We start from the raw sequence: 17,484 nt of genomic DNA, 5'->3' as shown, positions 1-17,484 counted from the left end.
AAGATACGAACGCGATCTCCGGCGACGGAACCGCGGAGGTACCAGGCGATGGTCGATGGGGGCTACATGTCACAGAGGGCGAGGGAAGTTCAGCAGCTCCCGCGCCCTCTGTGTACTCGTTCTACCTGGGGGTTCCCGCCCATCTAGACAAGCCTTCTTCCGTACGTCAGAAGATCTTCAGCCTCTGTTCCGACCCCTTCGGGTCCCTGATCACCAACTCGTTGCCTTCCCGCATCTCGGCGTCGATGTACTCGTAGATCGTCAAGGCGCGGTTGACGATGTCAACCTTCTTGAACTTGGTTCGTTCTAGAAGTTTGGCGAGCGCAAGGGCGGCCTGTTCGATCAGTACAACATTGACCCGATCTACTACTGCCGGTCCCCGCTCCACACCTGCCTGCCGGTTTCGTGAGGGCACACGTCCTCCACATCATCGATAGTCCACATCCTTCGGATTAATCGTAGGGCACCCGACGGCGCCTCGCATCAGGAAATGTGGTTTTTCTGCAGTCGGCGTGTGTGACATCCGCCGCTCCTTCGGCGTGTCGAGGTGTGCCCCATGTTGCTGTTCTGCCGTCAGCAGGTACGCTACCGCCACCTTGCCCCATCCCGGGGCGAGCCCAGAAGGGAGTCTGACAAGTGATGCAAACCGATCGATGTACCAGCTTTGGCCGATCCACAGCTTGGCTACCGCGCACAGCGCAGCATCGCGCCATCTGCCGCTGGAGCAGCTGACAAGGATCGAGCGCCTCTCAGGCGCCGCACACATCAGCTGTCGTCATCGCGAGCGGAGAGGGCAAGAGCATGCGTCTCCACGCTGGCGATCACGAGTTTGGTCTCGAGCAGAGTGACTGCTCTACGAAACAGACGTAGAGCCTGTTCGGGACGTTGGGAGGGCACATGCCCAACCTTCAGTCACCAAGTCAAGAGCCCGACAACCGAAAGGAAGGTGATAACGAGCAACCGCACCAGGTCGAACCCACGGTGCGTGACGACGGTGAAGCCACCGAACGCGCTGTGGTCAGATTCGAGCGGGAAGACCTAAAGGTGGAGGTCGACATACCGGGTCGACACACGGGAGGGTTGCTCGAGGTTCTTCGTTGGGCGGTCGGGACAATATTGGCCGCGGCTGGCCCCGCACTCACGCTGAACGCCTTGCCGGAAGGCTTCCCGGCGTGGATGTGCTTCACGCTAGTGCTGATCCAGCTGGTCGTTACGGTCTACGTCGTCCGGACGTTTGGCCGTGGAGGCGCACACGGCTCTAAATGAATAAGCTGCAGGTGGGGCATACACCAATTATGCCCCACCTGCAGCTGTGTTACTGGCCGTAATGTGGCCAGGGCCCGTGGTCCAGCGGCCGAAGATCGCGCTCTCACAGTTTCCGCAGCGGCGGTGTCAACGCAACCTCGGTCGGCGGGGCGAAGTGCCGTACCCGATGCCATTAATGCAGTGGACGCAGACGCAGTGCTGCCGGCGATCTGCGAATGGCCAGACTTTCCTTCGCCGGTCACTGCCGGCAACCAGCGAGCAGATCCACGTTGAGCAAGATCGAGGAAGCCGATAGACGCGCTTGACAACGATGTCATCCCGGCTACCTCCTCTGCCGCTGACCTTTAGGACCTACCCTCCGCGCCGACACTGTCGCGCAGTCCCGTGAACCATCGCTCAAGGAACGCTAGATGTTTCCCTGCAGATGCGCATCATACTAACGAGTACATTCGTCGGTTAGGCCATATGGAGTATTATACTGTAGACAGTCCAAGTGAACAACGTAGCGTATTTCCACATCGTGTAGGTGCCGTCGTCGGACGTAATGGGCGAGCGCGAAGAACGCGAGGTCGGAACTCAGCACTAACCTGTCAATAGCGACAGGGTGTCGGGAGAACTCGAACGAGCCCGGCTGAAGCTGATGTCAAGGCTTGTGGCCGAGTCCAGCCCAAACCACAGTGGGACTCGGCAAGGCAGGCGCTACATCCGAACGAGTCGAAAAGGACTCGTCAACGTGCCAGTTGGACGTCCAGCCCGGTTTAACGAGCTCCAGGCCAGCCAGCACCCGAGCAATGTCCTCGTGCGACCGCCAGACCAAGCTGCTGTCAGTCCAGGTGCTGTACATACGCTTCACTTCAGCTAGCCGTTCACAGATGTCAGCTGGCGCTGCGTCCTCAGTGAGGTGTGACAGAGCTATGTAGGAACCCGCTGGCAGTCGTTCCCGGAGTTGGACGACTGAATCCATAAGATCCAACCCGTCTAAATCCCGTCGCTGCTGCACCTGAAGCGCCGTGATCAGTAGCAGGGCCACCGGCTGATTCAGGTCGAGAATCTCCACGTCCTCGACCTGTGCCCACAGTTGCGCAGGCTCTAGGAGATCAGCCTCTACAACAGCGTGGCGCCTCGGATCGCCGTCCCTGTCCAGCAACACCTCTGCGTGCGCAACTGTGATCGGATCGGGTGCGGTGTAGACCACTCGAACATCGGGTTCTCGGCCTGCATCGAAGGCAAGCGCATCGGCCACCTGGTGCGTGTTGTCCCTTGTCAGGACGCCTGACCCAACATCAACGAACTGCTGAACACCCGATTCCACCAGGTAGCGAATCACCCGATTCAAGAACACCTGGTTGGTGCGGGCAATGTCACTCATTAGGGGGGATTTCCGAAGGACTTGATCACCAAAGAATCGATCAATCGCCCAGTTGGTTGTCCCACCAAGGTAGTAGTCGTAGACCCGGAAGATATTTGGTCGGTCGAGATCGATATGCCGCCGAGGCGTTGGATATCTACCGTTTCCAGCCATCAGTTGGGCCTTTCGTGTCATCGTTGAGCAAGCCCAATGCTAGCGGGTACAAGCCTCCTCCTGTACACGCGGTGGCGTAAACTTATCGTTTATGTGACAGGAAGCGGCTGCCAGCCAGCCTCTGCTTGCTTGATGAGATCTTCAAGCCAGGCCCTGGTGTCATCGCGACTGAGCGCAGCTTTCTGCAGCTGGTGCCAGTATTCCTCACGGTCAGCAACCAGCTTGGCTGGGCGGTGGAGGCGGCCTTCAGTAGCAAACTCGGCGTACACGAGGTCTCGTTGACTTCCGTCGAACTTCAGGATCGTGAAGTCAGGGTCAAGCCAGGGAATCGCTGCGGCGTAGATCAGAATCTGGATAGACACATGCTCATGGGATGCCATCAGCCCCAGCAAATGAGTCGCCTGGTCAATCACCAAGGCCGGCTCTAGCCCTCCAGGCAACCGTCGCAGCGACGACTCGCTCAACAAACACCGATACCGCAGCGGCGGCTGCTTCCGAAACATCTCCGTGCGAGCTGCTTTCTCCAGCAACAGAGAACTGGGGTCGTGAAGCATGCCCGCGCATTCGAACTGCTTCAGCACGTACGCGTCAGCCTGAAGTATCCGGGGCAGGCGTTCACTGGCGAGCGCGAGGATCTCGATCGCCTGACCTTCAAGGGCCATCAACCTTGTGTAGGCGGCACTGTAGGCCCAACCTGATGACGCCGTCGGCCCCGAGTAGATGGCCATCGCCTTGATCTCTGCTGCAGCCTCGGGGGGCACGTTACAGACTTCGAGCAGAGCCTCTAGATCCTGCCGTTTAATCTTGATCTTGCCGGTCTCGATCTTGTTAATCTTTCCCTGCGTGCACCCGAGCGCCTCCGCCAGCTGTTGCTGCGTCAAACCCGCCCGCTTACGCACAGCCACGAGCTTGGCCAGAAACTCGGACTGACGCACAGTGGCCTCGTCTGCCACTTGATCTCCCTCATCACCCACTAGGAACCGCAGTCCTGCGAGAGTAGGCGATCAGCGATCGAATCCGTAGTCACCCCTCACGTAACCGAGTGTCGGCCTCTGCCCCAACAGGTGACCTTGACCTCCCTGTTGTGATCGCTGTCGCCAGCAGCACACGTCAGAAAGGCGCGCCACGAGTGCCAATTAAGATGCAACACGGGGCCGGCAAGGTTCTTCGAGTCTCGCACCATGACTCGGCACTGGCCGAGCTTGACCTCGACACAGTTATTGCCCGGGCGGCTACGAGTAGATCGAATCCAACCGTCATGTGGCCCATCAGGCTTACCTTGGCAAAATTTGATCACGTCGCCTCCCCAGACCCGTGTCATTGCCGACGATTAATCCAACCAGATTAATCGAAGCCGCACCACGAGAGTCGACACAAAGTCGCGTGGTTGTCCCTAATCTGTCACGCGGATCGAACAGTTGGATTCAGGACAGCAAGGAGAGGCATGACGGGTGCTGGCTCGATCGATCCGACACAGGCGTGCGACGATCACCTTGTGAAGGCGGCAAGATCAGCTAAACGCTGCCTCCCCCTCCTCCAGGCGCTTCTCGGCTCTCCAGCTGCTCCGCTCGACAAGGTCAGCGACCTGACACAGCCAAGCTGCTTAACGAGCAAGAGCCCCAGAAGCTCATCGAGTTAATTGTCGGAAGCGACCGTCTACAGCTCGGCGAAGAGTCGGCATCGACGTCGGACTTGAGTTCGATCCTCTACCGACATGCGGTACCGATGTTTTTCCGAGAAAACGCACGCTGGGCCCGGGTTCCGACCGCACGTGCTGGCACGATTACAACGTGCTGATGAACACCAGAGCCGTCCGCCAAGGCGGGTTCGGTAGGGCCACGTCAGCGAGCGGGCGACATCAACGCCGTACGGACGCTGCCGGAAGCACACGGCATGGTGATCGACGAAGTCGACGCACGCAGCGACTACGGACGCCGTCTCAACGTGGCTACACCGAGCACGGTGAAGTCACAGGGACCGTCATCGACATCCAGGTCAAAGGAGACCGTCACTTCATCCCAGACGGCAGCTGGGAGTTGCCGGTGCTCCGCGATCCGTCAGTCAACGAGATAGTGGGCTTCGATGTAGGCGACGGTGGAGTCATAAGGCTCCCCCACTGGCTTCAACATGTACCGGCGGAAGACTGCGGCGGTGGCGCGGCGGACGCCACGGTTACGAGCGTCGGCGTTGTCCCATGACTGGGCGAGGGTCCGGGTGACCACCTGGTCAATCTCCTCGGCCAGGTTCCTCTCGGTGATGGTTAAGCCGGCCGGTGCGTGGTCGTGGATGATCCGCGACAGAACACCCACATGGTCGTCGTCCAGGACGACGACCTCGTCAGGGTGCTTCCCGGCATCCACAACGGCGCGGGCGACCCGGAGTGCTTCGGACAAGAACTCCAATGCGTCCTGCGCGTTTTGGACGATCCGGTCCCGGAGCTGCCTGATCCGCTCCGCGAGGGCGGTGTATTTCGCGGACCCTGGTTCGACACCCTCTTCGAGGGAGGCCTTGATGCGGTCCAAGATCTCCGCGGCAGACGGCGTCGCCTTGTCCTCGCTGCTGCCTTTGTTGGGTTTGTGGCGGACGAGGGCCAGCAGCTCTTTGAGGACCGCAATGCCCCGAGCGTCCAAGACGAGAGCTTCCTCCTGAGAAGCAGCCACGGAGAAGGAGTGGACGTGGGCATTGATGATCTCCAGGACCATCGGCCCCAACTCGCCCAGCCGCTCCTTTCTTTCCTCGTCTGAGGACTTCTTGAACAGGGTCGTGTACACGGACCCGAACAGCCCGAAGCCGTCCTGGTATTTAGCGACCCGCTTGTCGGTGTTGATGAGCGGGTATAAGCGGGCCAGGAGCCGGTAATCCTTGGTGAACACCTCGGCGGTGCCGGGGTTGGCGTCCAGGAAGACGTTGATGGCTCGCACAGACTCGTATCCGTGGACCGTGAGGTCCAGGCCGTCCACGTCCGCGAGGAGGTCTTCGATGCGAGCGAAGGTAGTGCGGAACTCGGCGACCAACTCGGATAGGTCGGTGACGAACCCGCCATCCTTGTCGGTTCCATCCGAAGTGGGGTCAACCACGGCCCGCTGGACTTCTTCGGCCAGACCGATGTAGTCCACGATCACGCCGGAAGTCTTCACGAACCCGGTCGGGGACACCCAGGTGCGGTTCGGACGGGTAATCGTCTGGAACAAGGTGTGGGCCTTGAGCGGCTTGTCTAGGTAGAGAACGCCCTCGTTGGGCGCGTCGAACCCAGTCATCAGCTTCGCAGTCACCACCAAGAAGCACAGCGGGTCATCTGGTGTGAGGAACCGCCGCTTCTGCTCTTCCTCCTCAGCCTCCGAGAGCTTGAACTCCCGCATGGCGGGGTCTTCATCCTTGGCGTCTGAGACGCTGATGTTGACTTCGGCGGTGATCCGGTCATGTTTCCCGACCTCGGCGAGCACCTGTGACGCCTCGAAGCTGGCCAGCAGCTCGTTGATCTTGTCCGTGTACGCCACAGCCAGTTCGCGGCTGTAGGCAACGACCTGAGCCTTGAGGCCGTTGCGATAGGCACCGGCCAGGTAATGGTCCACGATGTCTTGGCAGACGGTGTCGATGCGGTCTGGGTTGGCGAACACCGAGGTGAGGCGCCCGAACTTGCGGGACAAGGCCTCACGGTCCGGGTCGTCGAGGTCAAAGTCGTCGGCGAACTGATCGAACTCGGCCTGCAAATCTTGGTCGTTCATCTCGAAGGCGACCGGGCGCGGATCCAGCATGACCGGGACGGTCGCCTCGTCAAGCAGAGACCGGGACACCGAGTACCGGTGTAGCACCCTTCCTGGATCGCTCTCTTCGCCGAAGAGAGCGAAGGTGTCGGTCGCGAGGTTGCGGATGGGGGTGCCGGTCATGCCGAAGAACCTTGCGTGCGGCAAGGCTGCGCGCATCTGCCCGGCCAGAGACTTCGCTTTATCAGACTGGGTGCGGTGCGCCTCGTCGACGAGGACGATGATGTTGTCTCGGGTTGACAGGTTCTTGCCGGCGTCGGCGAACTTGTGGACTGTCGTAGAGATGACACCGCGCACGCCATCGGCCAGCAGGGAACGCAGCTTCTGGCTCGTGGTGGGCTCGTGGAAGTAGGCGTCCCCCATCGCTGAGGTAAACACCCCAGAGGTTTGCCGGACGAGTTGGGTCCGGTCCGAGAGCAGGATGATCGTAGGCGACTCGGTGCGGGTGTCGGCCAGCAGCAGCGAGGCAGCGAACACCATCAGCAGCGTCTTTCCGCTGCCTTGATGGTGCCAGATCAGACCCTTCTTGCCGCCCTCCAAGACGCGCTCGTGGATAAGGTGCGCGGCCTCCATCTGCGGATAGCGGGGCAGGTACTTCTTGTCCGCCCCACCACCGGACGTGTCGAACAAGGCGAAGTTCGCCAGCATGTCCAGGATCGTGGCCGGGTTCATCAGCAGCTCGACGGAGCGCTGGACGTCGGCCTGGCCAGACAGGTTTTCGTCGTCGGTGGTGGATCGGAACGGCTGCCACAGGTTCGTCGGTGCCCCGGCGGCGCCGAACCGCAGCTTCAACCCGTCAGAGGCAACCGCGAAGACATTGGGAGTGAAAAACCACGGATACTCGGTGGCGTACACGTCGTTGATCTCACGGACGGCATCGGTCCACCCGGACTTCGCGGTCGGTGACTTCACCTCGAACACGACCAGAGGCAAGCCGTTGACCCAATACACGAGATCGAACCGGCGAGAGGTGTTACCGGGGACGGTGATGGCAACCTCGTCCGACACGACTAGCGTATTGGCGGTTGGGTGCTCTAAGTCGATGACTTTCAGGGCGTGCCACACGCCATCGGCATCCCGGAACTCCTTACGCCCGCGAAGCAGATGTAACACCTGCTCGTTGGCCCGCACCAGACCCCCCTCAACAGCGTTCACCGCGGCGACGATCTCCTCGACCACGGCGTCCACGTCAAACCCCCCGATCACCCCAGGGTTGAGCCTGACGATGGCATCCCGCAGTTGGCTGGCGACCACCGTCTGCGTCGTCTCACGCGGCAGCGACCTGCCCGCTGTGTAGCCCCAGCTCATCGGGAGGGACCACTGAATTATCAGGTTTTGGAACTCACGCTCCCGAATACCCTTAGCCATCGCTCAGACCCCCTAGCTCGGCAAACTCGACGTCGATGGCGCGGTCGAGCAGCCCAGACAGCAACCGCGCCCGAGCCTGACGGAGCCTGAAGGCCTCTGCACGGATCACAGCAATCTGCCTCTCGATCGCATCCAAGACACCCGCCATCTGCTCCTGCTCAGTTCGGGTCGGGACGGGAAGAGCCACCAACAGGAGCTGGTCGGGATTGAGGCGTTTGCGGCGCTGCACACTCCCGACGACCCGGCTCTGCATCTCCGACCACAGGCGAGATGTCCGGCAGACGTGCTTCATCCACCCCGGTGCGATGTCCTCAGCAAGGGTGAAGGTCGGAAACTCGTTGCTCGCCACGAAACCGTCAAACTCAGCAGGAACCACGGTGATCGGCCCCTCCCAAGCAGTTAGCTTCCGCATAACCACCTGGTTTTCCCGAAGGACGTTCATCGCTGTGTACTCGGTGTCGGCCCCATCGAATGCACCTTTGTCAACAAGGCCCTTGCCAGCGTTGAGGACTCCAGCGAGGTGGTAGGTCGCTCCCGCTTCCATCGGAATCCGTACGACGTCGAGGTGCATCACGTCGCCAAGGAACCGGGACTCCGCCTTGGTGCCCTCCGCGGTGCACCAGAGCAGAGACGTTGCCGCCCGATACACAGCCTCCAACGCCCCTGCTTCGTTATCGAGTGCCGTGGTCTGATCGTCGACCGCGCCGACAACCTCGACAATTCTCTTTTGCACGTTTGTAGGGGGTACAGGAATCTGGATCATTCCCAGATTCGCGCCAGAGATCCGCACAACTTTCGTCTCGGATACGTACTTGATCTTCTGCGAATGGAACAGCGATGACGCGAAGAAGTACGAGACGTACGCAGGATCGAGTCCGTGACGGAAGATGTAGCAGTCATCATGGACCGCAACGTCGTCGTCCCCCAGCCATGCGACCGCCTTCCCAACGTCAAGCACGTTCTCACTGGTCGCAGCGATGACCAGATCTCCGGGGTGAGCAAGGCGCATTCGTGCACGGGAATCCTCGGCCAGGAATGTAAGGGGGTCCCTTGCGATAGCCCCAAAGTCAGTGTGAATCTGCGCGTAGTGTATGCAGCCGAGCCCGGACTCCACGTAGTCGTTCTTGGTAAAACGCCGACCGCGGATCACCTCTCCAACTTCACAGAGCGCCTTCTGGGGCCACCCCGATTGCTCACTCATCGAAGCCCTCGATTCCCGCGGACGCGAGGACCGCGAGCATGCGCTGCTCGGCCTTCTGCCGTTCGGCGCGGGCGACGTTGTAGGCGTCGATGAGGGTGCCGAGGTCTTCCTGCTCTGCAGCGGCATGTTTGATATACCTGCCGATGTTGAGGTCGTACCCATTCGCCACGATCTCCGACAGCGGAGCAAATCGTGCGGCCAAGCCGCCATTGCCGTCAGGGTCGACCGGATTGCCATCGGTATCGAAGCTGGAGTGGTAGGCGGTCACCACGTCAGCGATGTCACCGTCGGTGAGGATGTTTCGATTGGTGGCCTTAGCGAAGCGTGTGGAGGCGTCGATGAACAGCACGCCATTCTGCCGTTCAGGGGCCTTGGTACCGGAGGCACGGAAAACCAGGACGCAGGTCGGGATGGTGGTGTTATAAAAAAGGTTGGGCGGCAGCCCGATAACGGCCTCGAGAAGGTCGTCGTCCAGGACACGCCGACGGATCGCCTCTTCTTCGCGTCCGCGGAAGAGGACGCCGTGGGGCAGGACGACACCGGCGCGGCCCTTCTTCGCGTCCATGCTGGCGATCATGTGCTGCACGAACGCCCAGTCGGCCGACTTCGTCGGCGCGGTGCCCCCGATGGCGCGGGTGTCTTTGGTCCACGGCTTCCACTTCAGGCTGTAGGGCGGGTTAGCGACGATCACATCGAACTGTGCGATGGATCCGTCCGCCTTCTTGAAACGCGGGTCCTTCAGCGTATCGCCAACCTCGACGTGGAACTGGGTGAGGTTGTGCATGAAGAGGTTCATGCGTGCCACACCCGCGGTGTCCTGTACGGCCTCCTGCCCGTACAGCTTAAGCGTGTAGCCACGCCCGCCGCGGGCTTTCAGGAGGTTCGCGGAGGCGATGAGCATGCCGCCCGACCCACAGGTCGGGTCGTACACCGACTCGAAGTTCTTGGGGTCCAGGACCTCGACGATCAGTTCGACGACCTCGCGCGGGGTGAAAAACTGGCCGGCGCGGGTGCCGGATCCGTCGGAGAACCGCTTCAAGAGGTACTCGTACGCGCCACCGAGCACGTCGTGGGACACGTTGCCTTCGTGCATCTTCGGGGTGCGGTTCATTGCCTGCATGACCGCTGCCAAAACTTCCCTTGACAACACCTCTTCGGAGGTCCAAGTCATGGACCCGAACAGGCGAGAGAACTTGTCGGGATTGGCCGTCTCAATGGCCTGAAGCGAGGCCCGGACTCGCGCGCCGAGGCCGGGCTGGGTGATGGTGGCGAGGATGGACGTCCAGGAGGCGCGACGCTCCCGGACGGTGCCGGGGTAGATGAACGGGATCTCGAAAGACTGGTAGTCGCGGTACTCGATCTCGTGGGCTTCCTCGGCGGAGAGGTCATCCAGGCCCTCGTTGTCGGCCAGAAACTGCTCGTGCTGGTGCTCCCATGTGTCCGACAGGTACTTCCAGAACATGAGCGGAAAGACCACCGAGGAGTATTGCGCTTCGGGCATCGCCACGCGCAGCTCGTCGGCGGCGTCCCACAACCGGTTCTCGATCTCCTGCTGGGTCACTGCCATCAGTCGGGGTGTCCTCGCTCGTCAGTGGGTGGCGACCCGAAGGCCGTGGTGTCCTGCCGGTCACCCTATTTCGGGCGTGCCCGGCATCTGCACGCCGGGCGTGTCCTGCCGGTTGAACACACGCGTGGCATCGCATTCCTGTGCGGACGACTCACCACGATGTCCCTCCCCAGAACCACGAAATACGGCAAACGGCTTAAACAAACGACGCGGCCAGCAGTGGTCAGAGGAGTACCGGGTCTTCCTCGGCGACGAGCACGTAGAAGGCGCAAATGCCAGCCTCCTGCTCAGCCTGCAAGACGTTGTATCGGTCGGTGAACTGGGCGAGGAAGTCGTCGCCGCGGTCACAAACCGAGGCCGCGAAGTATGCCCGGTTCGCCAGCTCGAAGGCCTGGACCGCCGGGGCATGACCGGCGTGCAGCCACGTCAGCTCGGGCATCGCCTGACCTTACCCAGGTAGTACGCCGAGGCCACCCGATTCTGCCAGCGGCAGACACAACTTGACTGTCGCAGGTCTGCACACCTCCCCAAGCCCAAGACGCATAACGATCTACAACTGACTGGAGTACCAGAACGCAAGGGGCCGAAGGCATCGATGCTGCGCTCTTCTTCGCTGCACTGGCGTTCCTCGCGGGATTCGGCGAGTGATGCGCACAGGACGCCATCGTCCACAGCGCCTCGACGTTCGGCACAAACGCTGGCGAGGGCGCGCCGACCGCCAGGGTCCGGTGGCACCAGCCAGTCCAGTCATCGCGTCCGCAGAACCGATCTGCAACGTGAAGATGTTCCATTGGATGTTCGTCCGCCGCTCAATCTCAGTACATAGCATGGTGTACTCAGCAAATAGAGTCGGAGTGTCGCCGCCAGCGGCGGAAGCGTGGCGTTGTAGCTCCACACGGGAATCATGCCCTGGGTGGTGAAGGCACAAGCCCCGTTGTCGACTTGACGGGCGAGGCGCATCCGTTTGACAACGTGCCAGCGCTGAACGTGGGGCAACGCTCCTCGATGGCGCGAAGCCACAGAGCTTGCCACCAAGATCATTCTCCTCAGACGCGGGTCGGCAAGCTTGAGCGCGACACGCCGGGGTAGATGTTTCACTCCCTAGATTTAGGTCGCGTATCGTCAACCTGAACATGTACTGGAGGGTTGATGTTGTATGAAGCACGGCCGGGTACTCCTGGCGAAAGTCGCCTTGAGGCACTCGGACTCGACATTCCCACGATTCACGAAGTCCTGCACTACGGCGATGCCGAGCAGGCGACTTATACAGTGCTTGACGCTCCAGGCGCTGGCGAATACGCCAGGTGGTCGAGACACGTCCGACGGTTGAGCGAGCGCCTGATCCCCCGTGGTTGGGAGCGCATCAACCCCGACAATCAGCCAACCCTGGTGCATCCAGATCGACGGCACTGTGTCGTGGTCGCGAGTGGTACCGGCGCCACCGGACGTCACTACGCGGCACCAACGACAAAGAACCCGAAGGGGCGAACTATCCAAGCGGCTGTCCAGTCGAACGCCGCTCTCGCGCTGTTGGCGCTCCACGACGTGGCACCAGAGCTGGCCAGTCTACGCGAGACCTGGATGCTGCTCACCTTCGTCAACATCGACGGGCAGATTCAGTCAGAGGTGAGTCTGCCCAACGCCATGGAGGGCGAGCAGATCTCCTCATGGAGGGACCGCATCCTCATCCCAACGCTTGACCCATCCGTGGGTCCTGATCATGCCAACGAGGAACCACCTGACTATGATTTCGACATCGTTCGTAAGTGATCTCGTCTGGGGAGGGCAGCCGTGTTCGTGCCCTCAAGGCTCACAGCCGCACGCAAGCGCCGGGGCACTTCCATTGCGGCGCTCAGCACATCCAGTGGCATCAGCAAGGCGAGCATCTCCGCCTACGAGAACGACAAGAAAGTCCCGTCACAACAGACACTGAACCAGCTAGCACACACGCTGCGGGTGCCAGCCGCGTACTTCTCGCGACCGCCGTTGGACGAGGTACCTCTACCGGCGGTCAGCTTCCGTGCACCCAGCAAGATGACAGCGCGCAGCCGAGACACAGCGTTGCAGCTCGCAAGCCATGCCACCGAGTTGCGTCAGTGGATTGATGCACATTACGAGGTGCCGAGTGTGGACGTACCAACGCTGCACAAGTACGTCGGCACCAGTGCGGCCGCCGAGGCTGCAGCCGTCGTGAGAGCGAAGTGGGGCCTTGGCGAGGCACCGCTCGGTAACCTCATACACCTGCTTGAGCTACATGGGATCGCTGTGTTCTCAGCCAAGGCAGACGATGGCGTGTTTGATGCCTTCTCGTTTCGCGCGGAGGACCGACCGTACGTACTGCTGAACACAGCGAAGTCGGCCGAGCGAAGCCGTTTCGACGCTGCCCACGAACTCGGCCACCTGGTGCTACACAGCGAAGCAACGACTCCTACGGGCGTCGACGCTGAGCGCGAGGCAGACGCATTCGCCTCGGCCTTCCTGATGCCCGAAGCTGACGTCAGGGCACACTTCTCCACCAATCCCCCTCTCGATCAAATACTTCTCAAGAAGCGCCGGTGGCGAGTGTCAGCGATAGCCCTTGCGTACCGACTCCACGACCTTGGACTTCTCAGCGAGTGGCTCTACCACACCACCTGCGTCAACTTGTCGCGGTTGGGATATCGATCCGGTGAGCCAGACGGTATTGAGCGAGAGTCTTCCCGGCTATTGAACCAAGTCATGACAGATCTGTGGTCGCGGCGCCGCGGGTTTGAACAGCTTTGCCAGGAATTAGCTGTCGAGAGTCACGACATTAACGATCTAGTCTTCAACCTAGCACCAGTCGCCATCAGTGGCGACCGTCATCAATCGCCGCCGGTTCGCCCTAGCCTACAAGTCGTCACCTAAGATAAGATGCTTAATGCAATCGTTGCTCTTCGCCGGAGCCTTCTTCAGGTGGTTTTGCCGCATTCCGAGCCGCGTCAGGAGTTCTGATCGCATTTTGCTTGGAGCCAGTTTCATGTCGGCCATTGAATCGGGTCTCAGAGTCGTCAAGAGCAAGTTGGCCGTCTTGCACCACTGAAACTTCAGCTTTCGTTCCAGATGCATCCCGCCTAGAGCTAGCAGATCCACCAGTTGCGTCAACTGGAGGTTCCTCGGCAAGAAGGTACGCACGTGCACGTGCGCGAAAGCCGCCGTCAAGATTACAAGCCGCGACCAAGAACCCACAAACATCGGCGACCAGCTTCGCAGCCACGGGGTCAAACTGGTCCCGCCCAAATGCTTTGATGAGGGATATTCGCTGCCTTGCCGCCGCGAATGCAGTCGCCAACTCCACATAACGGAGCGCTGTCTGCATCTGCCCTGGGCGTCGCAGTAGCCGCACTACAAGCTCCCGGAGTTGACTATAGTACGGCGGCAGATGGTTGAGGTCCTTCGCATCCTCCGGACCTACGCTCTGCAGAAGCCTGGCTGTTTGCTGTTTTTCATATAGATTAGTTGGCCCTCCAAAGATATATTCCTGCAAGCCACGGTCTGGATCGCCCAAGAAGGCGCTTCGAACATGTGCTGTTAGCCGAATTAGGCTCAGAAGATATAGCCAGCTTAAATCCAGGAAGAGCGCGACGTGAATTGGATTCCGAGGGTCAAGATGTGAGCGCGCACCGGCAACGTGGGCCACGAGCTGCATTGGATTGCGATGTTGCTCGTAGACCCAATAGTCAAACTGCCTGTAGTCAAGCAGACGCTTTAGCCGACGATCGAGATCATTGAAAGCCGCGAGATGGTCTGCCACCTTTGAACGATCAAACAAGATGGCCAAGGCGCTTGATTCATCCTGAACAGGTGGACCATGGTGATCCTGCATACGAGCGAGGTCTGGGCTTGGCAGAACGGTCACGCCGAGCCGGGTAGCAAGCTGCCGAGCGGCGTCGGTGACATCGTGCTCGCGCACAAGGTACGCATGATCGGCGCCGAAAAGGTCAGCGACGCCCCTCAGCCAGAAAACCCGCGACGTGCTGTCGCGCCGAGTGGTTTTGCAGTCCGCTATTTCCACAGACAGGTTGTAGCTTCCAGTTACTCCGATACCAAGGACATCAAGGTCAGTGTAGGTTTCAGGCGCCTTGCGGCGACGCCCAGTGTCGGCCGGTGGAGAAAACCCTCTGAGCTCCACATCGAGCCGCGTACTGAGGCCCATGCTCCAAAATAGGCGCCGAGCCCCAACTTTCAATCCCAGATCAAGTTCGCTCACAGCTCCGCCCTGCCCATCGCCGCCTCGAAGACCTTATTGAAGTGCTTCGAGTCAGTCATGGCCAGTTTTCTTGTCCTGTTCATCGTCTGCAACGGCGCCACGTAACCCTTTCCAAGATCCAGTGCACTGCGGGCCTGCGCGTCGTCGATTCGGCGTTGAAGCGCCTCGCCGTGAGTAATGAGATCCCTGGCCAGGTTCAGCGCCTCCCTATTGTCCTCACTGTCGATAAAGGTGGGCACAACCCACTTGCCTCCTGGCATTGGGTCAGGCCCAAAGGTGATGAGCCCCGCCTTATGCATGAGGTCGTACTGGCGTTTGTGGTCCTCATGCGGGTTGAGGAAACCGCGGTTACGGTCGAGCAGCTTGTCGATAGCATTGACCAAGCCAGCCGGGGTAAGGCTCGAGTATCCACCAAAATGCTGAGCACAACGAAGACATGCGAGCACAGCCAAAGCCTTGTCGAGGACAGGTTTTCGAGCCACGAGCAACCTTTGGTCCGGCACGTACGGCAGGGCGGCAAATGGCTGCGAACTCCCTTGGGGAAGTTGCACCGATGGAGCCATGATAAGGCCACGAGCGACAGCGTCGGTCAGAAGCGGAAACTGCTGCTGGTTAATTGGAAGACCTTGCTGCTCGCGAAGAGCCGCGAACTCAGCGGCAAGCCGATCAGTGCCATGCTCAAGGACAAGGTCACCGAAAAGCTGCGGGTTCTCGAATCCAAAGAATGGCGAGTATGCCAGGTCGCCGTCTATGGTGCGTATAAGTTGAACAAGGCCGGTCTTATTGCCCAAGTCCATAAGATTTGGAAGGTCTGAGCGGTCAAGGCCGAGCGAGTGCTCCAAATCTTCCACCGGTCGAGGCGCAGCCGAGAGACCGTCTACCACGAGAATCAACTGCTGCTCAAGCTCTGTCGGTTGCCTCTCTGACCAAGAGATCCCGAGTGACCCGTACAGGTCATCGTAGTAAGGCACTGTTTCGGTGAACGAGAGAATCTTCCGGCCTTGGCGCTGAACTCCCTGTACGAACCCTACCTCCTCCAAGACTTCGACGACGTCGTTGAAAGCCAACATGTCGACATCGAGCTGAGCTGCCGCCACCATCGCAAGTGACTGAGCGTCCGTCACCACGTCCCGTCCACGTATGAGGCCAGCGAGCGTGGCGGCCATGCCAACCACCCGGGTATCAGCCAGCGGCTGCAGAAGCGGTGAGTTCGGGTCGACGTTACGCAGGCCAGAATGCACATCCTGACAGCGCAAGCCTTGCTGGAACTGGTCCATCACTTTGACCCACCCCTAACCGATGCTGACCTGCATTACGGTGGTGCGGACAGCATATCGGGCGAGCCATAGCGATTATTACGAACAGCCTATGGCGCTTCCGCTAGCCACAACTGTGAGCGATTGCCCTGATGGCGCGGCCAACGGTTGCCATGTCGCGAGTGAGGTGCGACGTCGGCGTTGGTTGCCGTACCGGATTTCTCCAAGTAGTCGGATGGTCTTGGGGAAGGCCAGGCTGACGGTTACATCCACAACCGGATCTGGTGGCGCCAGTATTAGGTGGCTCAAACAAAGAACTACTTACGCTTGCCTGCATGGGCGGCCTCGAACGCCTCAATCACGTTGCTCGGGATCCGGCCGCGGTCAGATAGCTCGTAGCCGTTCTGGCGGGCCCAGTCGCGGATGGCTTTGGTCTGCTCGCGGTTGGCGGCCGGTGCCACAGCCTTCGGGGATGTTCCGCGCTTGACGCGGCCGCCGGTGCGGCGGGCGTGGTCCACGAAGTCGCTGAGCTGGTTACGCAGCTTCGCGGCGTTGTTGGCTGTCAGGTCGATCTCGTACGTCACGCCGTCGAGTCCAAAGGTGACGGTGGTGATGTCGTCAGACGACGTGCCGTCAAGGTCATCGACGAGTTGGACAAGGACTTTCTGCGCCATGGCGTGTTGCTTCCTCTTGTTCGGTTCTACGGAGTAACACTCAGGACTGAGCGTGGATACGTCAGAGAGCATAGGTTCCGGCCCGACGATTGATCTCCAGTGGCTTGCCTCGGCGTGGTGTGAAAGGACTGCTACGTGGCACCCAGCGCGGCGGATTACTTTAGGCAGCACCAGGTGCTCGACCGCTTGGTGATGGGTGAGGAGCGTCCGCGGTCCATTGAGGATCTGCGTCGTTATTTCCGCGAGGATGGGCCTGTCGCCGAGCTGGTCACGGGTCGGCGGGTTCGAGCGGGTGGCTGGCTGCGGTGATGCCCTCGCCGTCGCAAACGAGATAACCTCGGGCGACGTCCTGGCACTGACGTTCCTCGACATCAGGACCGGACTGCCCGAGTTGGCGCTCGCTGTGTTAGAGACGCACGCCGAGCGGATCGCCAAGTTGCTGGAGCAGATTCCGGGGGATGTAGCCATGCATGAGGCCGAGTGGTTGCACTTCGCTCCTGACTCGCCGGCCACGGAACTGTGGGAGTTGCTCCGCACATGTGCGGGCGCGGATCACTGGGGTGACAGCCAACAAGTTGTTGGCCCGGAAGCGTCCTCACCTGCTGCCGATTTAGACAGACAGGTCCGCGGGGTGCTCG

General features: G+C 60.5%; 16 protein-coding genes and 1 pseudogene. 6 read left to right on the top strand and 11 right to left on the bottom strand.

Translation table 11 applies throughout. The features are described 5' to 3' along the window. Positions 1-166: 166 nt before the first annotated feature. A complete protein-coding gene (locus B9C43_RS25070) occupies positions 167-415 on the bottom strand; it encodes a hypothetical protein (protein ID WP_235038820.1) in 249 nt (82 codons plus the stop codon). Positions 416-897: 482 nt separating this feature from the next. On the opposite strand from B9C43_RS25070, the gene B9C43_RS25065 reads away from it, so the two are divergent. Next, positions 898-1,266, top strand: coding sequence for a hypothetical protein (locus tag B9C43_RS25065; RefSeq protein ID WP_143446573.1), 369 nt, complete (start codon positions 898-900; stop codon positions 1,264-1,266). A gap of 643 nt (positions 1,267-1,909) precedes the next feature. Here the strand turns inward: B9C43_RS25065 and B9C43_RS25060 are convergent. The 7 genes from B9C43_RS25060 to B9C43_RS25030 all read right to left on the bottom strand — a co-directional run bounded on the left by B9C43_RS25060 (position 1,910) and on the right by B9C43_RS25030 (position 11,127). Beyond that, positions 1,910-2,809 (bottom strand): SAM-dependent methyltransferase, encoded by a 900-nt coding sequence (locus B9C43_RS25060; RefSeq protein ID WP_084429546.1) that lies wholly within the window; start codon positions 2,807-2,809, stop codon positions 1,910-1,912. 68 nt (positions 2,810-2,877) lie between these two features. Beyond that, complete coding sequence (locus B9C43_RS25055; protein WP_160096682.1) at positions 2,878-3,741, bottom strand: helix-turn-helix domain-containing protein; 864 nt, start codon at positions 3,739-3,741, stop codon at positions 2,878-2,880. A 77-nt stretch (positions 3,742-3,818) separates the two neighbouring features. Beyond that, a complete protein-coding gene (locus B9C43_RS25050) occupies positions 3,819-4,109 on the bottom strand; it encodes a DUF397 domain-containing protein (RefSeq protein WP_084429544.1) in 291 nt (96 codons plus the stop codon). Between the two features lie 736 nt (positions 4,110-4,845). After that, positions 4,846-7,920 (bottom strand): type I restriction endonuclease subunit R, encoded by a 3,075-nt coding sequence (locus tag B9C43_RS25045; protein ID WP_084429543.1) that lies wholly within the window; start codon positions 7,918-7,920, stop codon positions 4,846-4,848. Beyond that, a complete protein-coding gene (locus B9C43_RS25040) occupies positions 7,913-9,121 on the bottom strand; it encodes a restriction endonuclease subunit S (RefSeq protein WP_084429542.1) in 1,209 nt (402 codons plus the stop codon). Before B9C43_RS25040 ends, B9C43_RS25045 begins: the two co-directional genes overlap by 8 nt. Then, positions 9,114-10,688 (bottom strand): type I restriction-modification system subunit M, encoded by a 1,575-nt coding sequence (locus B9C43_RS25035; protein WP_084429541.1) that lies wholly within the window; start codon positions 10,686-10,688, stop codon positions 9,114-9,116. Before B9C43_RS25035 ends, B9C43_RS25040 begins: the two co-directional genes overlap by 8 nt. Before the next feature lie 223 nt (positions 10,689-10,911). Further along, positions 10,912-11,127 (bottom strand): hypothetical protein, encoded by a 216-nt coding sequence (locus B9C43_RS25030; protein WP_200825686.1) that lies wholly within the window; start codon positions 11,125-11,127, stop codon positions 10,912-10,914. Between the two features lie 887 nt (positions 11,128-12,014). Here B9C43_RS25030 and B9C43_RS25025 point away from each other — a divergent pair. Beyond that, complete coding sequence (locus B9C43_RS25025) at positions 12,015-12,458, top strand: hypothetical protein (RefSeq protein ID WP_200825685.1); 444 nt, start codon at positions 12,015-12,017, stop codon at positions 12,456-12,458. A 21-nt stretch (positions 12,459-12,479) separates the two neighbouring features. Then, positions 12,480-13,574 (top strand): helix-turn-helix domain-containing protein, encoded by a 1,095-nt coding sequence (locus B9C43_RS25020; protein ID WP_200825684.1) that lies wholly within the window; start codon positions 12,480-12,482, stop codon positions 13,572-13,574. A 10-nt stretch (positions 13,575-13,584) separates the two neighbouring features. Here B9C43_RS25020 and B9C43_RS55765 read toward each other — a convergent pair whose 3' ends face one another. From B9C43_RS55765 to B9C43_RS25000, 3 genes are all read right to left on the bottom strand, one after another. Then, positions 13,585-14,916 carry a hypothetical protein gene (locus B9C43_RS55765; RefSeq protein WP_143446572.1) on the bottom strand — a complete coding sequence of 444 codons (1,332 nt, stop codon included), beginning with the start codon at positions 14,914-14,916 and terminating at the stop codon, positions 13,585-13,587. Beyond that, entirely contained in the window at positions 14,913-16,193 is a 1,281-nt protein-coding gene (locus B9C43_RS25005) for a hypothetical protein (RefSeq protein ID WP_084429537.1), read from the bottom strand. The genes B9C43_RS55765 and B9C43_RS25005 overlap by 4 nt, the downstream gene beginning before the upstream one ends. A 296-nt stretch (positions 16,194-16,489) precedes the next feature. Next, positions 16,490-16,846 (bottom strand): histone-like nucleoid-structuring protein Lsr2, encoded by a 357-nt coding sequence (locus B9C43_RS25000; RefSeq protein WP_084429536.1) that lies wholly within the window; start codon positions 16,844-16,846, stop codon positions 16,490-16,492. A gap of 174 nt (positions 16,847-17,020) precedes the next feature. Here B9C43_RS25000 and B9C43_RS59645 point away from each other — a divergent pair, with 174 nt between their 5' ends. From B9C43_RS59645 to B9C43_RS60165, 3 genes and pseudogenes are all read left to right on the top strand, one after another. Further along, positions 17,021-17,155: a hypothetical protein gene (locus B9C43_RS59645; RefSeq protein WP_268811587.1), complete on the top strand. Its 135-nt coding sequence runs from the start codon at positions 17,021-17,023 to the stop codon at positions 17,153-17,155. After that, positions 17,094-17,327: pseudogene (locus B9C43_RS60170) on the top strand (DUF6308 family protein); the annotation flags it as partial. The gene B9C43_RS59645 and the pseudogene B9C43_RS60170, both read left to right, overlap by 62 nt. Next, complete coding sequence (locus B9C43_RS60165; protein WP_407657124.1) at positions 17,317-17,460, top strand: DUF6308 family protein; 144 nt, start codon at positions 17,317-17,319, stop codon at positions 17,458-17,460. The pseudogene B9C43_RS60170 and the gene B9C43_RS60165, both read left to right, overlap by 11 nt. Positions 17,461-17,484 lie beyond the last annotated feature (24 nt).

Origin of the sequence: Kibdelosporangium aridum, assembly GCF_900176515.1 — a bacterium.
Classification (GTDB): domain Bacteria; phylum Actinomycetota; class Actinomycetes; order Mycobacteriales; family Pseudonocardiaceae; genus Kibdelosporangium; species Kibdelosporangium aridum.
The sequence above is the reverse complement of the archived record's forward strand: the minus strand, read 5'-3'. Positions and strand labels throughout refer to the sequence as shown.

Bases quoted from the DNA above. Each gene is read 5' to 3' on its own strand.
- B9C43_RS25065 (WP_143446573.1), top strand. From the start codon at position 898: ATGCCCAACCTTCAGTCACCAAGTCAAGAGCCCGACAACCGAAAGGAA.
- B9C43_RS25060 (WP_084429546.1), bottom strand. From the start codon at position 2,809: ATGACACGAAAGGCCCAACTGATGGCTGGAAACGGTAGATATCCAACG.
- B9C43_RS25050 (WP_084429544.1), bottom strand. From the start codon at position 4,109: ATGACACGGGTCTGGGGAGGCGACGTGATCAAATTTTGCCAAGGTAAG.
- B9C43_RS25045 (WP_084429543.1), bottom strand. From the start codon at position 7,920: ATGGCTAAGGGTATTCGGGAGCGTGAGTTCCAAAACCTGATAATTCAG.
- B9C43_RS25040 (WP_084429542.1), bottom strand. From the start codon at position 9,121: ATGAGTGAGCAATCGGGGTGGCCCCAGAAGGCGCTCTGTGAAGTTGGA.
- B9C43_RS25035 (WP_084429541.1), bottom strand. From the start codon at position 10,688: ATGGCAGTGACCCAGCAGGAGATCGAGAACCGGTTGTGGGACGCCGCC.
- B9C43_RS25030 (WP_200825686.1), bottom strand. From the start codon at position 11,127: ATGCCCGAGCTGACGTGGCTGCACGCCGGTCATGCCCCGGCGGTCCAG.
- B9C43_RS25005 (WP_084429537.1), bottom strand. From the start codon at position 16,193: ATGGACCAGTTCCAGCAAGGCTTGCGCTGTCAGGATGTGCATTCTGGC.
- B9C43_RS25000 (WP_084429536.1), bottom strand. From the start codon at position 16,846: ATGGCGCAGAAAGTCCTTGTCCAACTCGTCGATGACCTTGACGGCACG.
- B9C43_RS60165 (WP_407657124.1), top strand. From the start codon at position 17,317: ATGAGGCCGAGTGGTTGCACTTCGCTCCTGACTCGCCGGCCACGGAAC.